The organism is Psychrobacter sp. APC 3426 (genome assembly GCF_030408035.1).
Lineage (GTDB): Bacteria > Pseudomonadota > Gammaproteobacteria > Pseudomonadales > Moraxellaceae > Psychrobacter.
On record NZ_JASDCF010000011.1, the window covers coordinates 19329 to 46046 of the forward strand.

General features: G+C 43.4%; 23 protein-coding genes and 1 riboswitch. Of the genes, 10 read left to right on the plus strand and 13 right to left on the minus strand.

Annotation, left to right across the window (positions count from 1 at the left end; translation table 11 throughout):
• Positions 1-93 precede the first annotated feature (93 nt).
• Positions 94-1257: a phosphate ABC transporter substrate-binding protein PstS gene (gene pstS, locus QL919_RS07405; RefSeq protein WP_290188917.1), complete on the minus strand. Its 1164-nt coding sequence runs from the start codon at positions 1255-1257 to the stop codon at positions 94-96.
• Between the two features lie 378 nt (positions 1258-1635).
• Positions 1636-1780: riboswitch (TPP riboswitch) on the plus strand.
• Between the two features lie 284 nt (positions 1781-2064).
• On the opposite strand from pstS, the gene thiC reads away from it, so the two are divergent.
• Positions 2065-3984, plus strand: coding sequence for a phosphomethylpyrimidine synthase ThiC (gene thiC, locus QL919_RS07410; protein ID WP_290188918.1), 1920 nt, complete (start codon positions 2065-2067; stop codon positions 3982-3984).
• 179 nt (positions 3985-4163) lie between these two features.
• Here the strand turns inward: thiC and QL919_RS07415 are convergent, their stop codons facing one another.
• From QL919_RS07415 to QL919_RS07425, 3 genes are all read right to left on the minus strand, one after another.
• Positions 4164-5492, minus strand: a complete 1329-nt coding sequence (locus QL919_RS07415) for a hypothetical protein (protein WP_290188919.1) — start codon at positions 5490-5492, stop codon at positions 4164-4166.
• A 188-nt stretch (positions 5493-5680) separates the two neighbouring features.
• Entirely contained in the window at positions 5681-6571 is an 891-nt protein-coding gene (locus tag QL919_RS07420) for a fructose bisphosphate aldolase (protein WP_290188920.1), read from the minus strand.
• 295 nt (positions 6572-6866) lie between these two features.
• A complete protein-coding gene (locus QL919_RS07425) occupies positions 6867-7715 on the minus strand; it encodes an EamA/RhaT family transporter (RefSeq protein WP_290188921.1) in 849 nt (282 codons plus the stop codon).
• Positions 7716-8100: 385 nt separating this feature from the next.
• Here QL919_RS07425 and QL919_RS07430 point away from each other — a divergent pair, with 385 nt between their 5' ends.
• Genes QL919_RS07430 through QL919_RS07440 form a run of 3 tightly spaced genes read left to right on the plus strand, consistent with a single transcriptional unit; the run spans position 8101 to position 11666 of the window.
• Positions 8101-10053 (plus strand): ABC transporter ATP-binding protein, encoded by a 1953-nt coding sequence (locus QL919_RS07430; RefSeq protein WP_290188922.1) that lies wholly within the window; start codon positions 8101-8103, stop codon positions 10051-10053.
• A gap of 51 nt (positions 10054-10104) precedes the next feature.
• Positions 10105-10995, plus strand: a complete 891-nt coding sequence (locus QL919_RS07435; protein WP_290188923.1) for an alpha/beta hydrolase — start codon at positions 10105-10107, stop codon at positions 10993-10995.
• Positions 10996-11048: 53 nt separating this feature from the next.
• On the plus strand, positions 11049-11666 hold the full coding sequence (locus tag QL919_RS07440) for an alpha-ketoglutarate-dependent dioxygenase AlkB (protein ID WP_290188924.1): 618 nt from the start codon (positions 11049-11051) through the stop codon (positions 11664-11666).
• Positions 11667-11682: 16 nt separating this feature from the next.
• Here the strand turns inward: QL919_RS07440 and QL919_RS07445 are convergent, their stop codons facing one another.
• The 3 genes from QL919_RS07445 to QL919_RS07455 form a co-directional block, all read right to left on the minus strand.
• Positions 11683-12690 (minus strand): NADP-dependent oxidoreductase, encoded by a 1008-nt coding sequence (locus QL919_RS07445; RefSeq protein WP_290188925.1) that lies wholly within the window; start codon positions 12688-12690, stop codon positions 11683-11685.
• 96 nt (positions 12691-12786) lie between these two features.
• Positions 12787-13542 (minus strand): endonuclease/exonuclease/phosphatase family protein, encoded by a 756-nt coding sequence (locus tag QL919_RS07450; RefSeq protein WP_290188981.1) that lies wholly within the window; start codon positions 13540-13542, stop codon positions 12787-12789.
• Positions 13543-13827: 285 nt separating this feature from the next.
• The gene (locus tag QL919_RS07455; protein ID WP_290188926.1) at positions 13828-14940 is read right to left on the minus strand and encodes a hypothetical protein; all 1113 of its coding nucleotides are present in this window, start codon (positions 14938-14940) and stop codon (positions 13828-13830) included.
• A gap of 694 nt (positions 14941-15634) precedes the next feature.
• Here QL919_RS07455 and QL919_RS07460 point away from each other — a divergent pair.
• From QL919_RS07460 to QL919_RS07485, 6 genes are all read left to right on the plus strand, one after another.
• Entirely contained in the window at positions 15635-17800 is a 2166-nt protein-coding gene (locus QL919_RS07460; protein ID WP_290188927.1) for a M3 family metallopeptidase, read from the plus strand.
• Positions 17801-18058 (plus strand): YheV family putative metal-binding protein, encoded by a 258-nt coding sequence (locus QL919_RS07465; protein ID WP_290188928.1) that lies wholly within the window; start codon positions 17801-17803, stop codon positions 18056-18058.
• A gap of 131 nt (positions 18059-18189) precedes the next feature.
• Positions 18190-18798, plus strand: a complete 609-nt coding sequence (locus QL919_RS07470) for a hypothetical protein (RefSeq protein ID WP_290188929.1) — start codon at positions 18190-18192, stop codon at positions 18796-18798.
• 28 nt (positions 18799-18826) lie between these two features.
• Positions 18827-19093 (plus strand): hypothetical protein, encoded by a 267-nt coding sequence (locus QL919_RS07475; RefSeq protein WP_290188930.1) that lies wholly within the window; start codon positions 18827-18829, stop codon positions 19091-19093.
• Positions 19012-19389 (plus strand): hypothetical protein, encoded by a 378-nt coding sequence (locus QL919_RS07480; RefSeq protein WP_290188931.1) that lies wholly within the window; start codon positions 19012-19014, stop codon positions 19387-19389. The genes QL919_RS07475 and QL919_RS07480 overlap by 82 nt, the downstream gene beginning before the upstream one ends.
• 154 nt (positions 19390-19543) lie before the next feature.
• Entirely contained in the window at positions 19544-20470 is a 927-nt protein-coding gene (locus QL919_RS07485; RefSeq protein WP_290188932.1) for a haloalkane dehalogenase, read from the plus strand.
• Positions 20471-20578: 108 nt separating this feature from the next.
• Here QL919_RS07485 and pnp read toward each other — a convergent pair whose 3' ends face one another.
• The 6 genes from pnp to truB form a co-directional block, all read right to left on the minus strand.
• Positions 20579-22699, minus strand: coding sequence for a polyribonucleotide nucleotidyltransferase (pnp, locus tag QL919_RS07490; RefSeq protein WP_290188933.1), 2121 nt, complete (start codon positions 22697-22699; stop codon positions 20579-20581).
• An 857-nt stretch (positions 22700-23556) separates the two neighbouring features.
• Complete coding sequence (gene rpsO, locus QL919_RS07495; RefSeq protein ID WP_147223548.1) at positions 23557-23823, minus strand: 30S ribosomal protein S15; 267 nt, start codon at positions 23821-23823, stop codon at positions 23557-23559.
• A gap of 374 nt (positions 23824-24197) precedes the next feature.
• Entirely contained in the window at positions 24198-24374 is a 177-nt protein-coding gene (locus QL919_RS07500; RefSeq protein WP_290188934.1) for a hypothetical protein, read from the minus strand.
• Between the two features lie 126 nt (positions 24375-24500).
• Entirely contained in the window at positions 24501-24662 is a 162-nt protein-coding gene (locus QL919_RS07505) for a hypothetical protein (RefSeq protein WP_290188935.1), read from the minus strand.
• Between the two features lie 74 nt (positions 24663-24736).
• On the minus strand, positions 24737-25261 hold the full coding sequence (locus QL919_RS07510) for a type 1 glutamine amidotransferase domain-containing protein (protein ID WP_025652582.1): 525 nt from the start codon (positions 25259-25261) through the stop codon (positions 24737-24739).
• Between the two features lie 385 nt (positions 25262-25646).
• Positions 25647-26711, minus strand: a complete 1065-nt coding sequence (gene truB / locus QL919_RS07515; protein ID WP_290188936.1) for a tRNA pseudouridine(55) synthase TruB — start codon at positions 26709-26711, stop codon at positions 25647-25649.
• Positions 26712-26718 lie beyond the last annotated feature (7 nt).

A 26718-nucleotide genomic window follows, 5' to 3' on the forward strand; every position in this document is an offset into this window, starting at 1 on the left:
CTTTTAAATTTGTTGTGATAAAACCTCTTAAACAACTACCGGAGAATAATTATTTAAGAGGGTAACTCGAGAATCACTACTGGTTTTTAGAAACTACTGAGCTGGGGTGTAGACTGGCTGACCATCGCTGCCTTTGACTTCATTCCACTGGGCTTTAAAGAGTGCAACAGCGGTATCAGAGAAAGGAACATAATCAAGGGCTAAGGCATCATCATCGCCTTGAGCGTAAGCCCAGTCGAAGAAATTCAACACGCCAGCCACTTGCTGCGGATTTTCTGGCTGCTTATGTACTAAGATAAAGGTCGCCGCTGCGATTGGCCACGCTTGTTCAGTCTCAGAGTTGGTAATGACTTTATAAAAGCCTGCTTGCTGTGACCAGTCGATATCACCTGCCGCTGCAAAGGTTTCAGCAGATGGCTGCACGAAGTTGCCAGCCGCATTTTTCAGTGCCGTATGTGACATGTTGTTTTGCTTGGCGTAAGCGTACTCAACGTAGCCGATAGAGTTTTTCATGCGATTGACGTAACTTGATACGCCCTCGTTACCTTTACCACCTGCGCCCGTGGCAGAGGTTGGCCACTTGACGGTTTTATCGACACCAACGCTGTCTTTCCAGTCAGTTGAAACTTTGGCCAGATAATCGGTGAAGTTAAAGGTCGTACCTGAACCGTCCGAACGAAATACGGTGGTAATGGCGGCATCAGGCAAGGTTAAGTCTGGGTTTAGGTTAGCAATAGCAGGATCGTTCCAGTTGCTAATTTTGCCTAAATAGATATCAGCTAAAGCCGCACCGTCCAATTTCAGCTGACCTGGCTCTACGCCATCGATGTTTACAATCGGTACGACGCCACCAATCACAGTCGGAAACTGAATAAGTCCTGCTGCATCCAGCTCTTCAGGGGTCATCGGTGCATCAGAAGCACCAAAGTCTACCGTTTTTGCTTCGATTTGTTTGATACCACCAGAAGAGCCGATTGATTGGTAGTTCACCTGACCGCCAGTCGCGGCATTGTAGTCATAAGACCATTTGGCATAAATAGGCTGCGGGAATGAAGCACCTGCACCGGTGATATTCATGGCGATGTTTTCAGCAGATTTAAAATCAGTCGCTGTAGTAGACGCTGTACTAGTGGTGGTTTCAGCCGCTGTTACGGCGCTACTGCTATCAGCAGCTGAGCTTGAAGGGTCGGTCGATTTATTACAAGCTGTGAGTACTAAGGTACAACTAACGGCGACTGCTAATAACGAATAACGCATGTAAGACTCCTAAAGTTTGACAACGATTCAAAAAAGCATTGTTTGTGACATGTGTGACATATTGACAAGTTTTTATGACAGTTTGATGACAACCACATGAATCTTTTATTCACTTTAGACGTTTTTTAAACCAGAGAAGTTTAGGACAATAATAATGACTCACCTTTTTAAACTTTATCTAGATGCTGCAACTGTCAAAAACTTCCTATCTAGCTATTTGGCACCGCTTAGCATAACTTAACCGCTCTCATTCCATTTACCTCACTAACGCTTGAACGAAAGGCATGCCTTAATCTATTAATCATTCTTTTGTTCAGATTGAGGACACGCTCTAGCCCTCATTGCAGAAGTTTGTTAGTATGAGACTGATTCACAACACTGACAGACTCGGGGTGCGGTGTATTAAAGGCTCGCTTGACCAATCTTGTTTTATTCAAGTAGTCGCCTTGATACATTCGCTGAGAGATCACCCGCCGAACCTGATGCGGTTAGTACCGACGCAGGGAAGTCTGAGCAAATGTTATTACCTAGCAAAAAGACGCGCAGAAATGCCTTGTTGTTTTTGACTGCTATTTTTAATGTTATTTGCTTGAAGCCAATAACGATAGCGACACCCAATTTAAAAAAAATTGAGTGTAGAAATAATAAGCGGCGTCTAATAGCCCTGCTCCGCCCAGTCATTGTATTTTTAATCCTATGACTGTCTCGGTATCGTAATAGTGCTAACTTTGCAGATATAACAAATGCTTACCCCGCAGCTACTGGCGGTGTTGATTTTATTCAAAAACCAACACGCTAGGACAGCATATGACTATTATACAAACCTCTTCTACCCGAACTCCTTCGAAACCGGCTGCTACTCGCTCTGACAAAAAAGTGGACCCCCTAAAAACGCCCGCCCACCGCACGTCTACCGATGCCCGTTTTGAAGAAGACGCCCGTGACTTACACCGTGTATTACCCGCTTCTAGAAAAATCTATATCGAAGGTTCAAGGCCCGATATTCAAGTACCGATGCGCGAGATTAGCTTGGCAGATACCCCGATTGGCGGTGCTGGTGCTAATGAAGGTGAACACAACCCTCCGTTTTATGTCTATGACACCTCAGGGGTTTATACTGATCCCGACGCCCAAATTGACCTAACCAAAGGTTTACCAAAACTACGCGAAGGTTGGATAGCAGAGCGCGGTGATACCGAACAGTTGGATGGTTTATCCAGCTCATATGGACAAGCACGCGCTCGTGATATCAGCACTGCTAACTTAAGATTCGCTCATATCGACAAACCGCGCCGTGCAAAAGAGGTTGATGGTAAAGTTGGCAATGTCACACAAATGTACTATGCGCGGCGTGGCATCATCACTCCTGAGATGGAATATATCGCCATTCGCGAAACGCAAAAACAGCACGAGTTGACCGATATGCGTCAGCACGATGGTGAGAGCTTCGGTGCCAATACACCAAAAATTATCACCCCTGAATTTGTCCGTGATGAAGTGGCCGCTGGACGCGCAATTATTCCCAATAACATCAATCATCCTGAATCCGAACCGATGATTATCGGCCGCAACTTCCTAGTCAAAATTAACGCCAATATCGGTAACTCAGCGCTCGGCTCATCTATCGACGAAGAAGTGTCAAAGATGACGTGGGCGACACGTTGGGGCGCGGATACTATTATGGATTTATCGACAGGTAACCATATTCATGAAACTCGTGAATGGTTGATTCGCAACTCGCCAGTGCCCATCGGTACCGTGCCGATTTATCAAGCATTAGAAAAAGTTGATGGTGTGGCAGAAGATCTCACTTGGGAGATATTTCGCGATACGCTTATTGAGCAAGCGGAACAAGGCGTTGATTATTTCACCATTCACGCAGGTGTATTACTACGCTACGTACCGCTAACCGCTGGACGCTTGACCGGTATCGTCTCACGCGGTGGTTCTATCATGGCACAGTGGTGCTTGGCTCATCATAAAGAAAGCTTTTTATACACGCATTTTGAAGATATCTGCGAAATTATGAAGCAATATGACGTGGCATTTAGCTTAGGCGATGGTCTGCGTCCCGGCTGCTTACAAGATGCCAATGACGAAGCGCAGTTTGGCGAGCTGCGCACGCTTGGTGAGTTGACACAAATCGCTTGGAAGCACGATGTGCAGGTAATGATTGAAGGTCCTGGGCACGTGGCGATGAACCGTATTAAAGAAAATATGGACTTGCAACTTGAACTGTGTGCGGATGCGCCTTTTTATACCTTAGGGCCGCTAACTACCGATATCGCACCCGGTTATGACCATATTACTAGTGCTATTGGCGCAGCAATGATTGGCTGGTTCGGCACCGCCATGCTCTGCTATGTAACACCAAAAGAGCATTTAGGCCTGCCTAATAAAAAAGACGTCAAAGACGGTATCATCACTTATAAGATTGCCGCTCATGCTGCCGATCTTGCCAAAGGCCATCCGGGTGCACAGGCACGTGATAATGCATTATCCAAAGCCCGTTTTGAGTTCCGCTGGGATGATCAGTTTAATCTAGCGCTTGATCCGGATACGGCACGTGAATATCATGACGAGACGTTGCCAAAAGATGCTCACAAATCGGCACACTTTTGCTCCATGTGTGGCCCAAAATTCTGCTCAATGAAGATCACTCAAAACGTGCGAGATTATGCGGCGGGACTGGATAAAGATGCCGCTAACCAAAAAGTTATTTCATAAATAGATGACTTAACGGATATTAATCATTTAATTAAAGTGGTAAACATAACAGCGAAGGACGTCAGTTATAGAGAGAGATGTAGGCAACCTATATAGCAGCGCATCAAAAAAGCTCGAACCTGATAATCAGGTTCGAGCTTTTTTTAAAATAACTCTTAACATTTTTAAAAATTAAATACTCAATTCAGTGGATATTTTTTCTCAATTTTTCGGATTTCATCAATACCTCCAGATTCTAGCTTGGAAACAATGTAAAACTCTTTGTCACCGCCAAAATTATCTAGGGCGTTATTGAGTCCTTTTATATACTCATAAAACTCCGCGTAAGAATAAACTTCCTCATTATAGCGAGTGTCGGGTTTATCTATATAGAGGTATACCGAACCTTCGCACTGTGTTACTTCACCTTTGATATTCGTCTCAGCCTCATAGGAGCTTGACGTCAATATTTTATTGCTGTTGTAACTCATACATACTTTCTGTCCACCTCTATTCATTGTTTCAAACTTATAACTATCCAGTTTTTGATTTAAGTTGGCCTTCAGTTCTGAAAAATCCGTCTCATCTGCTGAAACATCCAAATTACCCAAAACAACATCTACTTCTGTCAGAGAATTCAGCATAACTTTGTCGTTAGTGCCTCCCATCGCACTGAGTAAACCAATATGGTGAATACCTTTGCGAGATAGCTCATCAATAATTTGCTGTACTGAGTTCGTAGTGCCAAGGACGTCATCACTATAAGCCACGCCAATCCATGCCATTGTCTTCCCCCACGCTATTTCTTGAGTGAGATAGGGTTCAATAGTTACACCCAGAGCTTTCAAAGCATTACTTTTATCCTCAGATAAGTTGGCTGCCAGTACTGCTGTATCCTCTTTACAAAAAGGATTGTTGTTTAAATGATTGATAAAATTTGATAAATCCTGAGACTGTATTGATAGCTCTTGCTTACCAAGCGTTAACGCTCGAGAACACGTATAGCGAAGAAACTCAGCTTCACGTTTACCTTTATAGAGCTTGTAGCTACTACTACTGGTGTCTACAAGATTACCAGATAGCATGTTGAAAATATCAGGTAGACTTGGGTTTTTATCTTGTAGCAAATCTTCAAAAGAGGCCATGGTAGCAAGATTACCTTTGTTGACCGTCACATAGCTATCGCTTTCAGGGTAAAAAATCCTAGTAGTTTCAATACTGTCAGCATTATGTAGGTTTCCAAGGTGCGTTCCAGAAATTGGCAAAACCTTATACATTTTCCCAGTTTCGTTATTGAACCTAGCAGGTGCGCGAATGTACTGATCGACGTCCTCGCCCTCTTCAGCCGCCATTTCGTTAGAAAAGGTGACATCTGGTAACTGTGGTTCAATCTTATCTGGTTTAGTAGTTGGTATGACTGACGTCTCTGGCGTACCACCACTATTTTTATTACCGCCATCACTACCACCACCGCAGCCATAAAGTGCCAACATAGAAGCCAAAGCCAAACTTAGATAGCGTTTATTCATCAATACATATCCATTTAGGTTAACGGTAAATCAATATAGAAGTGAACTTAATTTCGCTAATAATAGATTGAAACTGATGCTAAATCAATACAAAAAAAACAAAAAAAATCCCAACAGATATTTTGTCTGTTGGGATTGTGGTTAGTATCAAATTATAGCTTTTAACTCTATTTGTTGAAATACAGTTGTTAAACCTTCGACGCCTCATAAATCTCTTCGATAGACGTGTTGATAGTATTAGCAAACTCTTCATCAGTTTGTTGCTTGCTCAGACCTTCTGTGAAAGCACGTGAGAAACTGGCAATCATCCCTGGGTTTTTCTTAAGCTTTTCGCAGGCATCATGACGACTATAACCACCAGACAATGCAACGACTTTTAACACTTTAGGATGATCAATCAATTCTTGATAAAATCCTTCTTCTTCTGGCAATGTTAGCTTGAGCATGACCTGATGGTCATCATTTAGACGCTCAAGATTACGTAAAATATCTGCCTTTAGTAGTAGCTCACAATCATGCTTTTTAGCGCTATCGATATTAACTTCTGGCTCAACAATTGGCATAAAGCCTTTTGAGATGATTTGCTTAGCCACATCAAATTGCTGTTGAACCACCAGCTCAATCCCATCAGCACTTGGCTCATAAATCACTGAGCGCATCTTGGTGCCAAATACTGGGTAATTTTTGGCTTTATCCAACAGTAAGTCTAGATTTGGTATAGGACGCATGACTTGCACCCCATTCATTTGTTCAGCCAAGCCTTTATCTACCTTTAGAAATGGTACGATATTTTTATCTTCCCAAAGATAGTTGGCTGTCGGCTTGCCATTGACGTCACGTTCCATGGTGTCTTCAAACAAAATCGCACCAAGGACGCGCTCATTATCAAACGAATCACAAGTCATGATACGAGCACGCATTTCGTGCACCAGATCAAACATCGCTTCATCGTTGTCATAAGCATCGCCGCTGATACCATAATTCTCTAACGCTTTTGGCGTGCTGCCACCACTTTGGTCAAGTGCTGCAATAAAACCTGAACCATTTTTTATGCGTTGTAATTGCTTTTCGTATTCCATTGAGAGTGCATCCTATTGTGATTAATAAATATTTAGCATTATTATAATAAGTCCGTCCGTTGGCTCATGATTTCACCACGTCGCGACCCATATTAGTTATGATTTATCTTATAACTTAGTGTTATTTATAACGCTGGCTGGCTTACAACTCAGCCTTGATTGCCAATAACTTTATCATAAGAAAGCCTAGGTGCCTGTGATAAAAAGTTAAATATAAAGGCAGAGGCGTGTCGATTGGTTCTTTTAAGTGAATGTTCAACAGGCCCCAGTTAACAATCGTTGGTTGTAATAAACCTTACGCTAAGAATAGCACAGCCACACAGCAAATCGCCAATACCAGACCCAACATATTGATGCGATTGAGCTGCTCCTTAAAGACGCCCACACCGATAATTGTTGCCACTGCAATGACACCGACATTCATACCCGTAAAGACAATGCTTGGTGAGTCTGACAATACTTGATGCGCACGCACATAAGCATAGATGTTGCCCATATTCAACGCGCCGAGTAGCAAGCCAGCCACGAGCGCATTACCCTGCCAGCGCACTCGTGTGATCAGCAAGTAAATAAACAACAATAAACCTGCCAAACCAAAGCTCACAAATAACGTCAGCGGAAATGCCGTACCTTGCTTAGCAACTTGCTTGAATAAGATATCAATGATGCCGTAACCTGTCCACACACCAAATAGCCAAAGTGGCGCACGCGTCACTTGTTTGCTGATAGCTGTCTGCTGTGGACGATAGACCAAAGCACCCAACGCCAAAAACCCTAATGCCAATCCAAGTACTCGGGTACCCGTCAGCACTTCACCAAACAATAAAAAGGCGGCAGCTATAGGAATAATCAATGATAAGCGCTGAGCGGCATCAGTTGCCACCATGCCAACAGACTCAATCGCGCGGCCAAGGATAACGAAGACAGCGGGTAACAATACCCCTAGCGCGATAATGATGCCCCACGCACTGCCAAGCGTATTCATCCCACTAACCTCTGGTTTTAATAAAAACCACGTGAGTAAAAAGGCCACTGGATAACCAGCAACGATGGTTTGGCAGATATCGACATCTTTTTGACGCAATACCTTTAGCAGCACTGAAACAGCGACACTACAAAGCACCGCTATTGTTAAATACATCATGAGTCTGACCCTTTTTAAACCGCATTCTTTGCGTGATTATTATTTGTATATCAACCATCAGATGCTAAGAAAAACCACCTCTGACCTATTAAACGTTCAATCATTAACGAACAAAAAGTAAAAGTTGACTGCTGAAGAAAACAAAACCATAGAATGTAACAAAATATGTTTTATACAGCAATCTATTTGTAGCAGCTATTACCAACCGCTAATAACCTTAGAGTAAAATCAGGCAGTTATTGACGGCCAACTTACAATTAGCATGCAGGTATTATGGTGAATTTTGCTAAAATAGCAGCCAACCCTAATAACAAAAGTAAAGATTCAAAATAACGAGTGCCGTCGTTGATTTTGGCGTACTGCTATTGACGTTTTATTACCGCCTATGAATGCTCTATTTCGTTTTTTCGAAAACCGCTTACCCGCCTTCCCTGATACCCCGATGCCACTGCCCTCCCCTCGTGATGGTATGCTAAAGTTCCTGTGGGCCTGTACCAACGGTCTGCGTGGCTGGCTGCTGCTGTTTATGATTTTGTCCGCAGGTATCGGGATATACGAGGCAATGCTGTTTGCTTGGATTGGCAATATCGTCGACTGGCTCGGTGTTTATACCCCGCAAAACCTATGGCTAGAAAAAGGCGACATGTTGCTCCTTATGCTGGCTGTCATGATACTGAGTCCTTTTTGGATTGCCTTGTCGTCGTTCATTCATTTCCAAACCCTGCAAGGCGTGTTCCCTATGCAAATGCGCTGGCGGTTCCATCAGCGCATGCTTGGGCAGTCGATGCAGTTTTATCAAGATGAATTTTCAGGTCGCGTCTCCGCCAAGGTCATGCAGACCGCACTAGCGGTGCGCGATACGGTCATGACAGTTACTGACATGTTTATGTATGTCACCGTCTACTTTATCACCACTGGTGTGATTCTCTTTAATTTAGACAGCCTGCTGTTGATACCTTTTATCGTTTGGTTCGTCCTAGTGGCACTGACCATGTGGTATTTCATTCCTAAGTTAAAACAAACCGCCATTGTACAAGCGGATGCTCGTGCACTGATGACTGGGCGCATTACGGATGCTTATGCCAATATCATGACTGTGAAGCTGTTTAGTCACTCGCGTCGTGAGCTGGGGTATGCCAAAAACGCCATGGGGCAGTTTTTGGGAACGGTTCATGCACAAATGCGCTGGGTCAGTTATTTAGAAGTATCAACCCATCTTATCAGTGTGATTTTGGTCAGTAGTACTGCGGGGATTGGTCTCTATCTCTGGCAACAAGGCGCTGTCGGTGTCGGCGCAATTGCCGCAGCAACGGCGATGGCTCTGCGTTTAAACGGTCTGACTCGCTGGATTATGTGGCAGACGGCCAGTCTGTTTGAGAGCATCGGTACGGTACAGGATGGTATGCGCACCTTATCAGCGCCGCAAACTATTATTGATGTGCCGAACGCCCCTGCTTTAACCGTCACTGATGGTCGTATCGTTTTTGACCATGTTGATTTCAGCTATGAAGGCGATGAAGACGGCAGTGGCTTAGATAGTATTGATTTAGACAATGATAAAAATCTAGAAGGAAAACGTCTAGACGAGGTAAATCCCACTACGATAACGTCCGATAACTCATACGCCAAATTGCTAGATAATTTTTACTTGGACATCAAACCTGGTGAAAAGATTGGTTTAGTAGGTCGTTCAGGTGCTGGTAAATCAACTTTGGTCAATCTACTACTGCGCTTTTTTGATGTCGATAAAGGTAAAATCTGCATCGATGGTCAAGCGATTGATGCCGTCACTCAAGAATCGCTGCGTCAACAGATTGGTATGGTGACTCAAGATACGTCATTGCTCCATCGCACTGTCCGCGAAAATATCGCTTATGGTCGCCCTGATGCTACTGACGAAGAGATTATTACTGCTGCCAAGCAAGCTCAGGCATGGGACTTTATCAAAGATTTGTATGATGATAAGGGTAACACTGGGCTTGATACACAAGTGGGTGAACGTGGAGTCAAACTCTCTGGTGGTCAACGTCAGCGTATCGCCATCTCACGTGTTATGCTAAAAAATGCACCCATCCTATTGTTAGATGAAGCGACGAGTGCGCTCGACTCTGAAATTGAATTTGCCATCACCGAAAGTCTCAATGACATTATGACGGGTAAGACCGTGATTGCGATTGCTCATAGATTGTCTACCATCGCCGCGCTTGATAGATTGGTAGTCATGGATAAAGGTCATATTATTGAGCAAGGCAGCCATGATGAGTTGTTGGCATTAAACGGTGTCTATGCTGGCTTGTGGCAACGTCAAAGCGGTGGATTCTTAGGTGAAGACAGCTAATCGATAGCCCTTTATTTTTACTCATACCATTCACAAGGACGTGTTTATTTCATGGAAGCTTTTACCAATCGCATTAACCTGAGCGGCAAACAAGCTCGCTACTATAATCTTAGTGAACTCAATCAATCGATAGCGTCAGATAAGGGCACACGTGCGCCAGCGCATTTTTATGGTGGTAATAGCTTTACTGTCGGAACTTATGCGCCACTGTTAAATGAGTTGGCAACTGACTTTGATTTAAGCTCGCTTGCGCTACGTGGCTACTGGTACGATAAGCCGCAGCACCGTCGTCTCACACGTGAGCAAGATGCCGATATGCTTATCGAGTTTTTAGAAAAAACTCAAGACAATCCTGTCGTCGGCATTGGTCACTCACAAGGCGCAACGTCCACTGCAATGGCTGCCGCCAAGCGTCCAGAGCTGTTCTCGCAGCTATATTTAATAGAGCCCGTGACCTTTACCAAAAAACAAGCCACGCTATACAATCTATTGCCACGCAAGTTTTTGCTTAACCGTGAGCCTTTTAAAAGCACGTTGACCAAGCAATCTACTTGGGCAAGCATTGATGATTACTACGAGAGCTTGCGCGCTCAGCGTGCCTACAGGCGTATCAGCGATGAGCACCTACGAGTATTTGCTGAGCAAAGCTTGGTAGCAAACTCTGACGGCAGCTACACGCTCATGTTTGCGCCACAGCAGGAACTCGCCAATTATTTTGGTGCCCCTCACATCGATGCATCGCTCAAAAAACTAAGCTGCCCTTACACACTTATTACGGGCAAGCCAACGTTGTTCATCAATCATAAAGTACGTAAACAGTGGCAAAAATTCGTCCCTGATGACAGCGTTATATCGCTATTAGATTATGGTCATTTATTACCGATGGAAGCACCTGAATTGTGTGCCCAAGTCATTCTTGATCATTATCAAAGCAGTAAATAAGTAAGAGCAGTCAATGTTAATAGCCAACAACCCAACAGCCAGTGCATCTCATTATGACCGATCTTTTCGCGCCTGCCCCGACAGATAACTTGTTGCCTTATGATGGTCAGGTGAATGACTTAGGGATAGTGATTGATGATGCTGACATTCTCTATAATGCTTTACTCACTGAGCTTCCTTGGCAGTCTGATATCGTAACGCTATTTGCTAAGACCCATGTCACCACTCGCCAAATTGTGTGGATGGGAGACAAAGGTATCAGCTATCAATATTCTGGTCATGCACGTCAAGCCATTGCATGGACAGATTCAGTGTTTCATGTGAAACGTCATATTGAGCAGCAACTGTTAAAAATCGGTATCAATATTGATTTTAACTCCTGCCTGCTCAATTATTATCCATCTGGCTCTGATGGCATGGGCTATCATGCTGATGATGAAAAAGAGCTTGGCCATCAGCCAGTTATCGCTTCCCTCTCACTGGGTGCCACGCGTAAGTTTGTTTTTAAGCATAAAAAAACTCAAGATAAAGTCGAGCTTTATCTTGAGTCTGGTCAGCTTATCGTCATGCATGGTGAGACGCAACGTTTTTGGAAACACTCTATTACGAAAACCAAAACGGTAGAAGCGGGACGTATCAGCCTAACCTTTCGGCACATGCTATCGGTTTGATTGGATTTGTTTGAGCTTAACCTACTTTTAAAACGATTTTGCCAAAGGTATCGCCTTTTTGTAGCTCATGGTGCGCTGCCACCACATCAGATAACGGAAAGCTTTGCTGAATCTGCAAGATCAGCTTGCCATCTGCTATAAGCTGCAAAACCTTTGCCATACTGTCACCATTTGGCTGCACGGCATACCCTTCTACGCTTAGATTCTTATCAGCACCTACCTCTTTAAGCTTATCAACCCAAATCGTCGGCAACACCTTAACACGAGCGTCAGACTTGAGCACGCTCAGCGCGCGTACGCCAGCATCATCACCGACCAAGTCGAGCAGTACATCAGCTTGCAGGTCAGGAAACGCTTCATCTTTGGTATAGTCAATCCAGCCTGCCAGTTTTTGCTTGTTTATCAAAGTATCAAGCTTGTCATACTTTTCAGGTGAGCAAATAACAGTGACTTTTATATTATCTTTATCGACTTTGTCCATCAACAGCTGAATCGCCAAATGACCAACGCCGCCCGCTGGCGCATTGATAACCACATGCTCGCCTTCTTTGATATTGGCAAACTCTACAAACTGTAGCGCGGTTTGTCCGATACATGGCAATGCACCTGCTTGCTCTACAGTGACGTTCTCAGGGATTTTAGCCAGCAATGCGGCGTCCACTGCTACATACTCAGCATAGCAGCTACCGTCGAAGCTCAGAGCAGCGACATTATCACCGATAGCAAATTTATCACTATTACTCTCGACTACTACACCCGCGACATCGAATCCTAAAATCGCAGCATCATCTTTATCAAATTTGTTTTTTTGAATTGCATCCGCGCCCCAGCCTTTACCTTGACGCGTCTTATAATCGACAGGGTTAATACCTGCATAAGCGACCTTTATTAATACCTGACTGTCCGTTAATTCAGGCATATCAACGCCGTCTTGATACTTCATGACTTCAGGCTCACCGAACGCCTGTATCAGCACTGCATGTTGTGTTGTCGGTAATTGCTGTTTGTTCGTAGAATTAGACATCGTATATATCCTTATAGTTATCTATTACTGGTTCTCTTAACTTTTATCCTTTACTTTTCATTTACTCGTGGGTCTTTCACTATCTAATAAAGCTGACTATAACGACAGCTCCGCACTAAGCGGCAAATGATCTGATAATGTTGACCATGGTTTACCCGTATGTACCCATGCGTCTTTCACTCTTAAGTTGCGCACATAGATACGGTCTAGGCTAAGCACCGGCAGCTTCGCTGGAAAGGTCGGCAACAACTTACCATGACAATGCTTGAAAGCCTCAGTCATGCCCAAGCTGGCAGCCAACTTATCACAGGACATTTTTTTCCAATCATTAAAATCTCCCGCCAAAATTAGTGGCTGATCGCGATCGATTTCATTACGGACATAGTTAGCAATGGCTTCATATTGTTTGATACGATCACGTTCAAACAAATTTAAGTGCGCGCATAACACCACCACAGGTCTCTCCCAGCCTAGTGGTTGCACCTCACAGTGCAATACACCACGCTGCTCGAGCTTATTCACCGTGATATTGACGTTATGCTTTGGGTCTAGTGGAAAACGGCTCAATACGGCATTGCCATGATGACCGTTCTCGTACTCTGAGTTTTTGCCATAGCTATTTTGCAACTGCAGATACTCACCGAACCATTCATGTTGGGATTGGTCAGGGTACTCGTTATATTGCATGTTGCGCTTGAGATTTTGACCCTGTACTTCTTGTAGGCACAGCACATCGGAGCCTATGATATCGAGCGCTTGGGCGATACCTTGTATTTTGACCTGCCGATTCATCGGCGACATGCCTTTGTGAATGTTATAGCTGGTCAAAACAAAAGAAGTCGTGGTTGTCATCATTTTATTAGTCATAAACTCAGTATTTGTAGAGTAAAGGTGGATAGCGCTTTATCAGAATTTATCGCAACGCCGTGTCATGTAGCAAGGCTCTGCACATTGGTAATTAATTAATTGTTTGTTTGTTGATGCAATTGTTGATGTAATGCTTAACCATAACAGGTTGTGCATGCATTAACGTAAAAAGGGCATTGATTCTTATCGAAGCAATGCCCTCATATTATACCTATATTCTATCAATGGCTAATCTGTAGATAAACCTCATTAATAGATGGCATCAGTGCGTTAATAACGCGTTACCAGAGCAATTGGTTGATCTTCACCCATAATATCTTGCGGCATAAATACGGCTTTACCACCATTATGAATAACGTGTTCGATGATTTCACCAATCGCATCATCCGTGACACCTTCTGCCGTCGCATCATTTGCTGGGCTTAGCGTTTGCGCTTTTTCATCGATTTTAGCAGATTGCATATAGCCACGACGGACATAAAGTGTCTCACCTGCCCCTTGGAAGGCACTGCGATAGACTTCTTGCAGGTCAGTCTGTAGCATACTGGCACCGCGTGCTTTATCAATCTCACCTAAGGCTTCTTGATGTAGCGACGAGCGATATCCTTCGACGGCTTCTTGCACACTATCAACGATATGTTGAGCACTGCCATCTTCTAGGTTGGTGGCGTTTGATACTGTGGCAATGATATTGTCAGGACGGTCACACACTTCTTTATAGTAGCCTATATTCTTAGCATCACCCACGATGACGAGTGGCATTTTATGCTCACCCCATAGCTCTTGCACGCTCTTATCAACTTGGTTAAAGAACTCTTTTAAGTAGCTGCTTTCGTTATTTGATGAACGGTCTGAGCCACCATCACCTGTGGTATATGGGCCATTATTTTCCACTGGAAACGGAATATTTTCCATATTTTTTTGAGCATCATCATCTTTGTGAAACTCTCTGATAACGCGGTCGTTCGATGCTTCGATTAAACGGGCGCTATCACGGGTCAATACGACCGTATAATAATGAACGGCGCTTGCCATATCTCGGACTAAATCACGAGTCGCAAAGCGGTCTGAGATGACAACACGTTCTTTGGTATCAATAGGCATACGGATAACTTGCACATCATCTGTACTGGCAAATATCGCTAAGGTATCAAGGTTATAATTATGATTAAGCTCATTGGTCTTAGCTTGAATGTTGTCCAAAATAGTGGTCGCCGTACGTTTATCGTACTCATTGGTTAGGCGTTCTTCGGCAACTTTTAATTGGTTTTTTAGGGCAATAGGATCTTGGTCGTTGGCAGGATGCTCGCGATGAGTTTTGACAAAGATACTGACCGCAGGGTTGGCTTTGGTTTCACGTAAGCTTTTGAGAGTCGCTTTCATATATTGCTCCTTGTTTTATTATCATTTAACTGCTTTTATTATATTAATTCTTAAAACCGATAAATCACTGGCTTGTCTTTAAAAGCACTTTTATTAAGACTCGTGTGACATTATCCGTTTATCTCAATCAATAGTTTTTTATCAATATATTAAATTGATGCTTGCAATCCATTACCTTGATGCTAACAGTTAAACCTCACTCTCTGTAGGGTTAATTTGCAAGCAAATGATAATGCTTTGTAAGCAGAGCAATCTATGGTGTGATAAAAGACAGAGTGGCTATGAAAAGTAAACGCTCGGTCTTTATTACGTGATACAGCTACCTTATCAGCACATTACTCACTATGGTTAATACACTTTAAAAATGACACAGTGCTACTGGGGTGAATTTGCGCAGCCTCTGGGAACGCAGCACGCAAGTAAAATTTATACCAGTAGCGCGTCTACCTCTATAACAGTTTCATTTTTAATTGACGTTATATCGAGTGCTTTACTTCTTATATCGTCCGTGGATTAGGTTGCATTTTTACCAAACGAACCCATCTTTTATACAGGGTCTATGGATACAACCAATTAACAAAGCATTCTAAGACTTGTACGCTCTATACATTGCGCCAAGCAAATTACTTATACCAAATAATACCCAACCAATAATAATTCACTCATTTTCTACCATCAGATATCGGATACCTTTATGACAGCCCTTTCTCCAGCATTACGACTTGTCGATTTTGACAATGTTTCACCGACTACTCTACAAAAACAAGTCATCGGCGCTATCGATGATGCCAATGCGTTTTTAGATAACATGAGCGCAGCGACTGATGATATTACTGCTCAGAACGCCTTGACGGAGGTAATGACCTTTGACCATATCAACCTGGCGTTAGATCGCAGTTGGGGAGTTTTGTCGCACCTCAATAGCGTTATGAGCAATGACGAAATCCGTCATGTCCATCATGAGCTGTTACCTAAGCTGTCTGCATATGGCACGCGGGTCGGACAGCATCAGCCGCTCTTTAGTCACTATCAGGCTATCGTCAATGACACTGAGTTTTTTGCTGACCTAGAGCCAGCACGAGCACGTGCCATCGAGCTTGCGCTGCGTAGCTTTGAGCTGTCAGGTGTCGCACTGCCGAAAGCTGAACAGGAAAAATTCGCTACTATCCAAAGTGAGCTCTCAACCTTATCTGCAACATTCTCAGACCACATATTGGACGCGACACAAGCGTATGCCCTGCCACTTACTGAAGAACAATTGGCAGGTGTAACCGAAAGCGGACAGGCGCTCTTAGCTGATGCTGGTGAACAATACAAAGCGCGTGAGCTTGCCAGCGGCGCCCTCACGCAAGCAGATATTGACGCATTGCCGACGCCTTATTATGTAGCAAGCTTAAATATCCCTGTTTATTTGGCTGTTATGACTCATGCAGATGACCGCAGCTTACGTGAAACGCTTTACCGCGCTTATGTTACCCGTGCCTCTGAATTTGATCAGCACACCAATGCCAAAGGTGAGTCTCTCAATAACGCTGATATCATGGGTCAAATCCTAAAATTACGGGAGAAGAAGGCCAAACTATTAGGCTTTGATAATTATGCAGACGTCTCACTATCGACCAAAATGGCAGATAGTGTGGAAGAAGTTGAAACTTTCTTACGAGATTTGGCCAAGCAAGCGACCCCAGCCGCTAAGCAAGATTTAGCACAGCTGCAAAAGTGTGCGCAGGATTATGGCATTATCGACTTACAGCCGTGGGACAGTGCTTATATCGCTGAAAAAGTAAAACAAAGCGAGTTCAGTTTATCGCAAGAAGAAATCCGCCCGTACTTCCCACTGCCAAAAGTGATTAGCGGATTGTTTGCTATCGTAGAGCGTCTCTACGGTATCAAAGTACAAGAGCACAGTGAATCTGTGTCACGTTGGCATGATGATGTGCGTTTTTATCAGTTATTTGATGCTGATGACCACCTGCTTGGCGGCTTTTACTTTGATTTATTTGCCCGTAATGGTAAGCGCGGCGGTGCCTGGATGAGTGGTTTTCAGTCTCGTTATACTTATGACGAACAAGACCATGAGCAGCTGCCCGTCTGCTTTATGGTGGGCAACTTTACCCCTGCTCTCGATGGCAAACCAAGCTTATTGACCCATGATGAAGTCTTGACCTTGTTCCATGAGTTCGGTCATGGACTACATCACCTGTTGACTCAAGTAACGGTTGGTGATGTCGCTGGCGTAAATGGCGTGGAATGGGACGCAGTAGAGCTGCCCAGTCAGTTTATGGAAAACTGGGCATGGGATGCAGAAGGTATTGCGCTGATTAGTAGTCATGTTGAGAGTGGTGAACCGTTACCGCAAGACAAACTTGCTGCCCTGCTAGCGGTAAAAAACTTCCAAAGCGGCATGCAAACCCTACGTCAAATCGAATTCGCGCTGTTTGACTTATTGATTCATGCGCACACGCCAGCGCTTGATTATGATGGTATCTTGGCAACATTAAATACGGTTCGAGATGATATTGCTATCATGCAAACGCCTGACTACAACCGTTTTGCCAATGGCTTTAGTCATATCTTTGCCGGTGGCTATGCGGCAGGCTATTACTCGTATAAGTGGGCGGAGCTGTTGTCTGCCGATGCGTTTAGTAAGTTTGAAGAAGAGGGTATCTTCAACCCGATCACAGGTAAAGCGTTTCGTGAGACTGTCTTATCAGTGGGCGGAAGTTTTCCTGCTAAAACAAACTTTGAAAACTTCCGTGGCCGCAGCGCCAGCATTGATGCGTTATTACGTCACAGTGGTTTTGCAAATACTAAAGGTGTCGAGGCTGCCAATGCTCAAACGACGCGCGAGGTTATCTAAATGCGCTATCAATCATCAACGCCAAAGCGCCGGTTTTTAGCAGGCGTTCGCTGTCCCAAATGTCAGGCGCTGGATGCGGTGGTGCAAGTAAACATCGTCACACCTGCGCCAGATGAATATATAGAATGTACGCAGTGCGGACATACAGAGCATCGCCCCGACCCTGATGCCATCAGCGCAAAAAACCATGCTGAAGACCAGCTCGCTCGTGATGCAATGAATACAGGCACCAGCGGTACAGTGAAATTCAAACTATAAACCAATGGTTTCTTTGAGCACGCTCTGTATAATTTAACGGTATTTTAAGCCTGTCTATCAATAGATAGGCTTTTTATTTTGAGTTTGCTATAGTATGGCTACTTATATTTTTGACATAAATCGACTGTAGTATGAAAAACAAAAAAAACCATCCTTTATTAGACAAACGCTTAAAAGGAAAAGCCGCAAATTCGAGCCGTAAAATTTGGATTGCGATTATATTGGCTTTACTGTTCATTGCAGTTGCCTATGGGTTCTGGCAACAATCTGAGCCCAAAACCAGCGAACCTATTAGTCAGTCATCAACGTCAGTGCCATCAATGGACGAACAAACCGAGGTAGCACAAGCTGCGGCATCGACAGCGACAGAGGCATCACAAAGTGCTGAGGCTGCTATGTCTCATGACACCTCAACTGATGATACGACTATTGATGAAGGTAATAATCTTGTTGAAGATAGCGAAGCCAACGCTGCTACATCTCCCACACCCAAAATTCAGGTACCAAGCCCCACTGCCATCCTAAATGCACCGCTACCAAAGAATGATAGCCTAGCCAAAGAAGAGATTGATCGTTTGGAAGATGAACGCAAGCGCTTAGCAGAACAAGAGAAACTGGCCGCTGAGCAGTTGGCAATGAACAAGCAGCTCACTGATATGAAAGCTGAACAAATTGCACTTCTCGAACAGCAAATAGCTCAATTAGAAGCGAATAATCCTGCCGAGACTGCGGTAGAATAAAAGTATCATTCTAATAAAGGGGCTGATGATGGCAAACATACAATTAACCCATGCCCCTATCTTAAATAGTAGCGCACAGCTGCTTATCCTACCGGTTAATAGCGCAGGCATACTGCTAGACCCTATCCTCACCCGAACTAAGACACTATTCCCTGATAATTACCAACGCTATCATCGTGCTTGCCGTGATGGTAGCTTGTGCTTGGTCGCTGTTTGCTACATAAGCACCAACGTGAACAAGCTGGGCTTGGTGCCAGTCATAATGGCAATCAGCCCAGTTATATCGCCAACCTAGTCATCTTTGATCATCCTTACCACCCAACACGGTCGCGTTGGCTAACGGCGGCCTTGAGCGATTTGGCTGAGCAGCTTATGCCGCTGATACGTTATCAAGGCATCCGTCGGGTTGCCCTACTCGCACGTCCATTTATCTATGACACTCGCCGAGACGATTCGAACCATGCCATTCATTCAGCAAGTGTAGCCCCTTTAGACTGGAAGACTGAGACTTTGCCATTATTGACTCAGCAGCTACAAGGCTTACCTAAGCTAATTGTCGATGTGCATATTCCTAAAAGTATTAAGATTTAAAGAACCCAAAATCCCCGCTAGGCAATAGAAAAAACCGGAGTCTCTCAAACATTATCCTGATAAGGTATCCATTTTTATGCTAACTTTACTCTAGCAATTGCATCTCTGCTACCTAAAGCGGCACGACTATATATCACAAGGATAAGGACACTCCATGGATACGCTTAGAACCCCTGACTCATACTTTGAAAACCTGCCCGATTACAACTTTGCAGCGCATTATTTAATGGTCGACGATAGCGAGGGTGGCGAGCTACGTGTACATTATCTCGATGAAAGTGCTGATGCTGATACAGAACATACTGACACTATATTGCTGCTTCATGGAGAGCCTTCATGGTGTTATCTCTATCGCAAAATGATACCAATTTTAATAGCAGCGGGTTATCGCGTTATTGCTCCAGACCTGCCTGGCTTTGGGCGCTCAGACAAGCCTGTTGCTCGTACCGATTATACTTATCAGCGCCATGTTGACTGGATGCAATCAGTGCTTGAGCAGTTAGATTTGACCAACATCACGTTGTTTTGTCAGGACTGGGGTGGCCTAATCGGTCTGCGTCTAGTTGCAGACAATCCAGACAGATTTTCTCGGGTAGCAGCAGGCAACACGATGCTGCCGACAGGCGATCATGACCCTGGAGAGAGCTTTCGTCAGTGGCAACAATTCTCACAGGATACGCCACATTTTCATGTCGGTCGCATCATTAATAGTGGTACCACGACTGAGCTGTCGCAAGACGTCATCGATGCTTACAACGCCCCATTCCCTGATGAATCTTACAAAGAAGGCGCTAGACAGTTTCCGATACTGGTACCGACCACACCCGATGATCCCGCCTCTGAAAACAATCGTGCAGCTTGGGACACACTAAGCAAATGGAACAAACCTTTCATTACTTTTTTTAGTGACTCTGATCCTGTGACGGCTGGTGGTGACCGGATTATACAAAAGCTGATACCTGGAACGAAAGGTCAGGCACATACGACTATTACCAACGCGGGTCATTTTTTGCAAGAAGACCAGGGCGAAAAAGTGGCTGAGCTACTGGTTAAGTTTATTGCTGAAAATCCTACCGTCTAAAATAGACAGCAACGTATCTAGATTGATAAATAACACCCATAAAAAAACCGCTTTGAGTGTTATTAACTAACAGCTCAAAGCGGTCTTTTATGTCAAGCAATAAACTATTTATTCAGCAGTTATCGTTGTACCCTGCTCAATACCTTTCATAGTCAGCTTGATGCGACCACGGTTATCAACGTCTTGAACGAATACCTTAACTACCTGACCTTCTTTTAGGTAGTCTGATACATTCTCTACGCGCTCTTCTGCGATTTGTGAGATATGGACTAGGCCATCCGTGTTTGGTAAGACGTTAACGAACGCACCGAAGTCAACGATACGTGCAACCGTACCTTCATACGTTTTGCCCACTTCAACTTCAGCCGTTAGCGCTTCGATTTTACCAATAGCAGCTTTAGTCGCGGCTTTGTTTTCACCAAAGATACGAATCGTGCCACCATCATCGATATCAATAACCGCGCCAGTCTCTTCGGTTAGCTGACGAATCATCGCGCCGCCTTTACCGATGACGTCACGAATCTTGTCAGGGTTGATTTCGATAACCGCATAATTAGGGGCATGAGCGTTAATTTCAGTACGGCTCTCAGGCAATACCTTGTTCATCGCATCAAGGATATGAATACGACCAGCATGGGCTTGCTTTAACGCTTGCTCCATGATGTCTGGTGTAATACCTTCGATTTTGATATCCATTTGCAGAGCAGTAATACCGTCTTTAGAACCAGCGACTTTAAAGTCCATATCGCCAAGATGATCTTCATCACCTAGGATGTCTGACAGTACCGCAAAACGCTCGCCTTCTTTAACCAGACCCATCGCAATACCAGCAACTGGTGCTTTAATTGGTACGCCTGCGTCCATCAATGCCAAGCTTGCGCCGCAAACAGAGGCCATAGAAGATGAACCGTTTGACTCAGTGATTTCCGATACTACGCGGATGACGTATGGGAAGCGTTCGCTGTCTGGCAGCATCGCTTGTACACCGCGGCGTGCTAGACGACCATGACCGATTTCGCGACGTTTTGGAATACCTTCGCGGCCTGTCTCACCCACTGAGAAATGTGGGAAGTTATAGTGCAGCATGAAATGGTCACGGATAGTGCCACCTAGTGAGTCAATCATGTTAACGTCACGGCTGTTGCCTAAAGTAGTGGTCACCAATGCCTGCGTTTCACCGCGAGTAAATAGTGCTGAACCATGAGTATATGGCAATACACCTACTTGTACGTCAAGGGCACGAACCGTTTCAAGATCACGACCATCGATACGCGGCTTACCTGACAAGATGTTGTCACGAACGGTGCGGTATTTAAGGTCGTTATAAATTTCTTTTAGCTCAGATACCGTATCAGCATACGTTTCTGACTCAGCATCACCAGCAAGCGTATCAATGATTGATTGCTTAATCTCATCAAGCTTGGTGTAACGCGCTTGCTTATCAGTAATGGTATAAGCGTCAGCAACTTGCTCGCCGAACTGCTCTTTCATGCTGCTCTCTAACGCCGCGTCACGCTCAGGGGCAGCATACTGCTGCTTAGCAGTACCGATCTCTTCTGCCATTGAAGCAATGTTATCAATAACGATTTGCTGTTGCTGATGACCGTATAATACCGCGCCTAACATCTGATCTTCTGACAGCTCTGCTGCTTCAGATTCAACCATCAATACGGCAGATTTGGTACCAGCCACAACTAAGTCAAGATCGCTTTCTTTAAGCTGCTCAAGCGTTGGGTTTAGTACGTATTCACCACCGATAAAGCCAACACGGGCTGCAGCAACAGGACCATTAAATGGCGCATCAGAGATGGCCAATGCTGCTGAAGCACCGATTAGCGCAGCGATGTCTGCTGATTGGGTCTTATCTGATGACACAACCGTTGCAGTAATTTGAATTTCGTTCACATAACCTTCAGGGAATAGCGGACGAATCGGACGGTCAATCAAGCGTGAGGTTAGTGTTTCAAACTCGCTCGCGCGGCCTTCACGTTTGCCGTATGCGCCTGGAATTTTACCCGCAGCATACATTTTTTCTTGATAGTTCACCGTTAGCGGAAAGAAGTTTTGACCTTCTTTTGCTTCTGATTTCACAACCGCTGCGACAAGTACAGTCACGCCGCCCATGTGAACCAAAATAGAGTTTGCCTGACGTGCTACGCGACCAGTTTCGATAACAACCTGCTGGTTGCCGTACTGGAATTCACGCTTAATGGTATTAAACATTGTCATATAATCTTCCTAATGTTGACTGACAAGAGTAATATCAGCATTATCTAAAGCTGATATTTGTCATTAAAATTCTTTGTATATAATCATTAATTAATAGGCTTTGTATTTAAATGCCATTAACGATGATTTATATTTTTACCCAGTTATCTCTTAGTATGTCTACGATAGACATCTTACTTTTAAGTATGTTTGGCTGTTCAAATTTGGACTTACGATAAAAACAATGTATAAAAGCGTTTATAGTAAATCCGCACTGACATGGTGCTCTTCAACCTTACCTTTTAGCGTACTTACTTTGGTTGCAACCACCTTATCAGTAATCGCATTACCAGTATTAATCATACGGCCTTACTGTTAATCACTACCTAAGTAGCCAATCTATTGAGCTATTCCGCTCACAATGCATTATTTTACAGTGATTTATAGCCATTGACCAATTAATTACAAAACCAAGCGTAAGTTGGTGACTGGCACATTGCTTATATTCATAGAATACTCTTCTCTATCATAAGCTATCTATCAATTACTACTTATTGGCGCTATTAATATCGTGCGCCTTTCAACTTATTATCTTTAAATCATTATGTAGTCAATTCACTATAAAAGAGTGACATCGTTAACCTCGCTTGACGTATGACATATAGGTCTGCACTCCGTTATCTTGTACCTTTTTTAAATTCAATTAACGATAGTAATAAGCATAAAAAAACGGCGTGAAACTATTCCACACCGTTTTTAGAAAAATCTATTTTATCGAATTCAGCAAGCAAGTTCTAAGTGGTCTGGCCAATATTTCAAAACAATACCACAGGATGGCAATGTTTATCTTAGCAACCACTCGTACTATCGTCGCTGTATTAACGACGTAGACCTAACTGGCTAATAAGAGTGGTATAGCGACCAAGATCTTTACCTTTTAGGTAATCAAGCAATTTACGACGTGTGTTAACCATACGGATAAGACCGCGACGGCTATGATGGTCAGCTTTATGTGCTTTAAAATGGCTCTGCAAATCGTTGATACGAGCACTCAACAAAGCTACCTGAACTTCTGGTGAACCAGTGTCGTTTTCGCCGCGCTGGTATTGTGCAATGATTTGTTCGCGATCAGTATTAGTTAGCATAAATATCTCCGGCAATGCTAAAAGCTCCAAGATGCACTCGAATTTGAGCCATCTTTTGAAGCCATAGAATAGTAAATAAAGTAACTTGTACGCCATTCAGGACAACCCTGCATTACTAGAGTTGACCTAGTGTACGACAAGCTCGGTTAAAGATAACAACCATTTAACACGTTTGAACGTATGCATTATATGAGTCAAAGCCAATACCTAGTTAAGGTGTCGATCTAACCAACATACATTATTCAAAACCTGATTTAAATGTGAGGGCAATTATAACAAAAAACTGCTGAACTAGCAGCAGTTTTTCATAATACTTGTAAATTTGGCTTTGACCTTAATAGGAAGGCAATTCATCAACAGATCACTAGATTTGCTTATTTGTTGACATCGTCTTGTGTCGCGTTACCACCTAGCTCGTCATCGTCAAGTGGCGACGCTGTGGTGACTTCTGCCAAACTATCAGGAGTAGCATCCTCACTAGGATCAATGTCTTCTGATAATTGCTGAATTTCTTTTTCTTGCGCGTCCATATTATCTGTTGAGTTATTCATGTTAGCTCCTACATTATTATTTTTCGAAATAGCTACTTTACAGTTACCAATACTAAGATAATTATTGCTACTAAGCTAAAGCCAAATGCAGTTGTGCCATTCTAGATTGAATGACACACAAAGATACTATTTGTCTTCTTTAGCATCTTCTACATTACTAGCAATGCGGTCTGCTGCTGCTTCGCTGTTTTCAGTATGGTTGTCTTCAGTTTGGCTCTTAAGAGCGGCGGTTGCCGATTCAGCACGTTGTTGCTCAAGTTCAGCATCATTTGGGTTAGAGTTAGACATAATATTTTCCTTAATTGTAATTATAAATAGTTGAGAATTTTTAATTTTTCATCTTTCAATAAATGAAGCAAAATTTAAGACAATGCTTTATCGATAGCATCGACAAAGTTACTGATATCGTCTGGATTACGCGAAGTAATTAAATTGCCATCGACTTGTACAGTCTTGTCGACGTACGTCGCACCAGCATTTTCTAAATCGGTTTGCAGCGTATGATAGGCTGTTAGTGTTTTGCCTTTAGCAATGCCCGTGTTGATAAGTGCCCAAGGAGCGTGGCATATCACAGCTAATGGTTTACCTGCATCATTGATAGCATTGATAATGTCATGGGCTTCTTTATTACCGCGAATGGTATCCGCATTGACCGTACCACCTGGTAGTACCAATGCATCATAATCGGAAACATTTGCATCTTTTACGAAGATATCAGCAGTAAAGGTATCACCTTTATTTACATCTTGCTGCATAGCTTGCACTTCTTTATCTTCATTAGTAGTGATCAGAAGGGTCTTGTAACCTTTGTCTTTCAGCTGGTTATTAACGTCTTCGTATTCTGCTTGCTCAAAATTATTGTGTAGTAAAAAAGCGATCGTTTTCATAATATTTCCTTTTCTGTCTATACTTGTTTCTGTTTATTTACATTCGAGTTTTTACAATCGAACTTATTATTGCGCGATAATTTTTGTTGTTTATTATGATTTGATAAATGATTTTTGCATTAATAATAGTCATCCTCTGACATATTTTTTCTTATTAAAGAATGTCCTTTCTGCATGCTTTTTATTCTAATTTTTTATTGTTATATTATTTTTCCAGTTTATTTTTCATCCAGTCTTCCCTAGCTGGTGTATCTACTGTACAAAAAAAACAGGTTTCACCATAGGTGAAACCTGCAATAAAATGTGACGGTATGTGATTAGTGTAAACTATTAGTAAATTGAATAGGCCTCAGTTAACAGACTAGCTATAGCAATCACTCTATTATCAGCGCTGAATCAACTTTTTAGGCTGCAACCGCCCATTGAGACTCACAGCACCCAAGCCAAGAAATTGACCCTGCTCGTTTATCAAACGTATATCTACTGGGATTTCATGTACTAACGCCTGTGTACTAACGGCCTGATTGCCATTATTTGCATCAGAAACGGTCTCTTGCTGACCCTCCTCTGTATTATTCAGTGCCTGATTATCAATGTCCTTAGTGATATAGCTTCTGATATCATCTGTCAATTGTTCAAAGACATTTAGGCGTTGACCCATATGGATACGCTTACACTGCTCATCCGTTAATATCATCTCAGCTGCAATATCGATACAGGCATCCACTGGCAATAGGTATTCTTGACGGCTATCCAACGTCAGTGCTTCTAGTGCTGACAAGGTGATGGCTTTATCAATAGTGAAGTCACCAACTTGCGTACGTCGCAACGCTGTCAGATGCCCTAGCGTACCGATTGCCTTGGCAATATCTTCACCAAGCACACGTACATAAGTACCTTTGGTACAGGTCACGGTTAATTGAATCTGCTCATGATCAAGCGCTTTTAAATCAATGGCTTTGATGACAATATCTCTTGGCGCACGCTCTACTTCAATGCCAGCACGAGCATATTCGTAGAGTTTTTTACCATCTTTTTTTAGTGCGGAATACATGGGTGGTATCTGCTGCTGAGCACCTGAAAACTGCTTGGTAATGTCATCTAATAAATCTTTATCAAACAGTGGAACAGGTGCTTGCTCGACCACTTTACCATCGGCATCACCTGTATCTGTCTGGCTACCAAGTAAAATTGTGGCTTGGTAAGATTTATCTGCATCAAGTTGATAATGGCTAAACTTTGTCGCCTCACCTAGGCAAATAGGTAATAAACCCGTTGCCATTGGGTCAAGGGTACCGGTATGACCTGCTTTTTTGCTGTCATGTATAGGCGACTTAAACAGATACTTCACCTTTGACACCACTTGCTGTGAGGTCATACCATTAGGCTTATCTACTAAGATAACCCCTGAGACTTTTATTTTATCAGCTTGTTGAGAGGGTATAGACATAATGTTG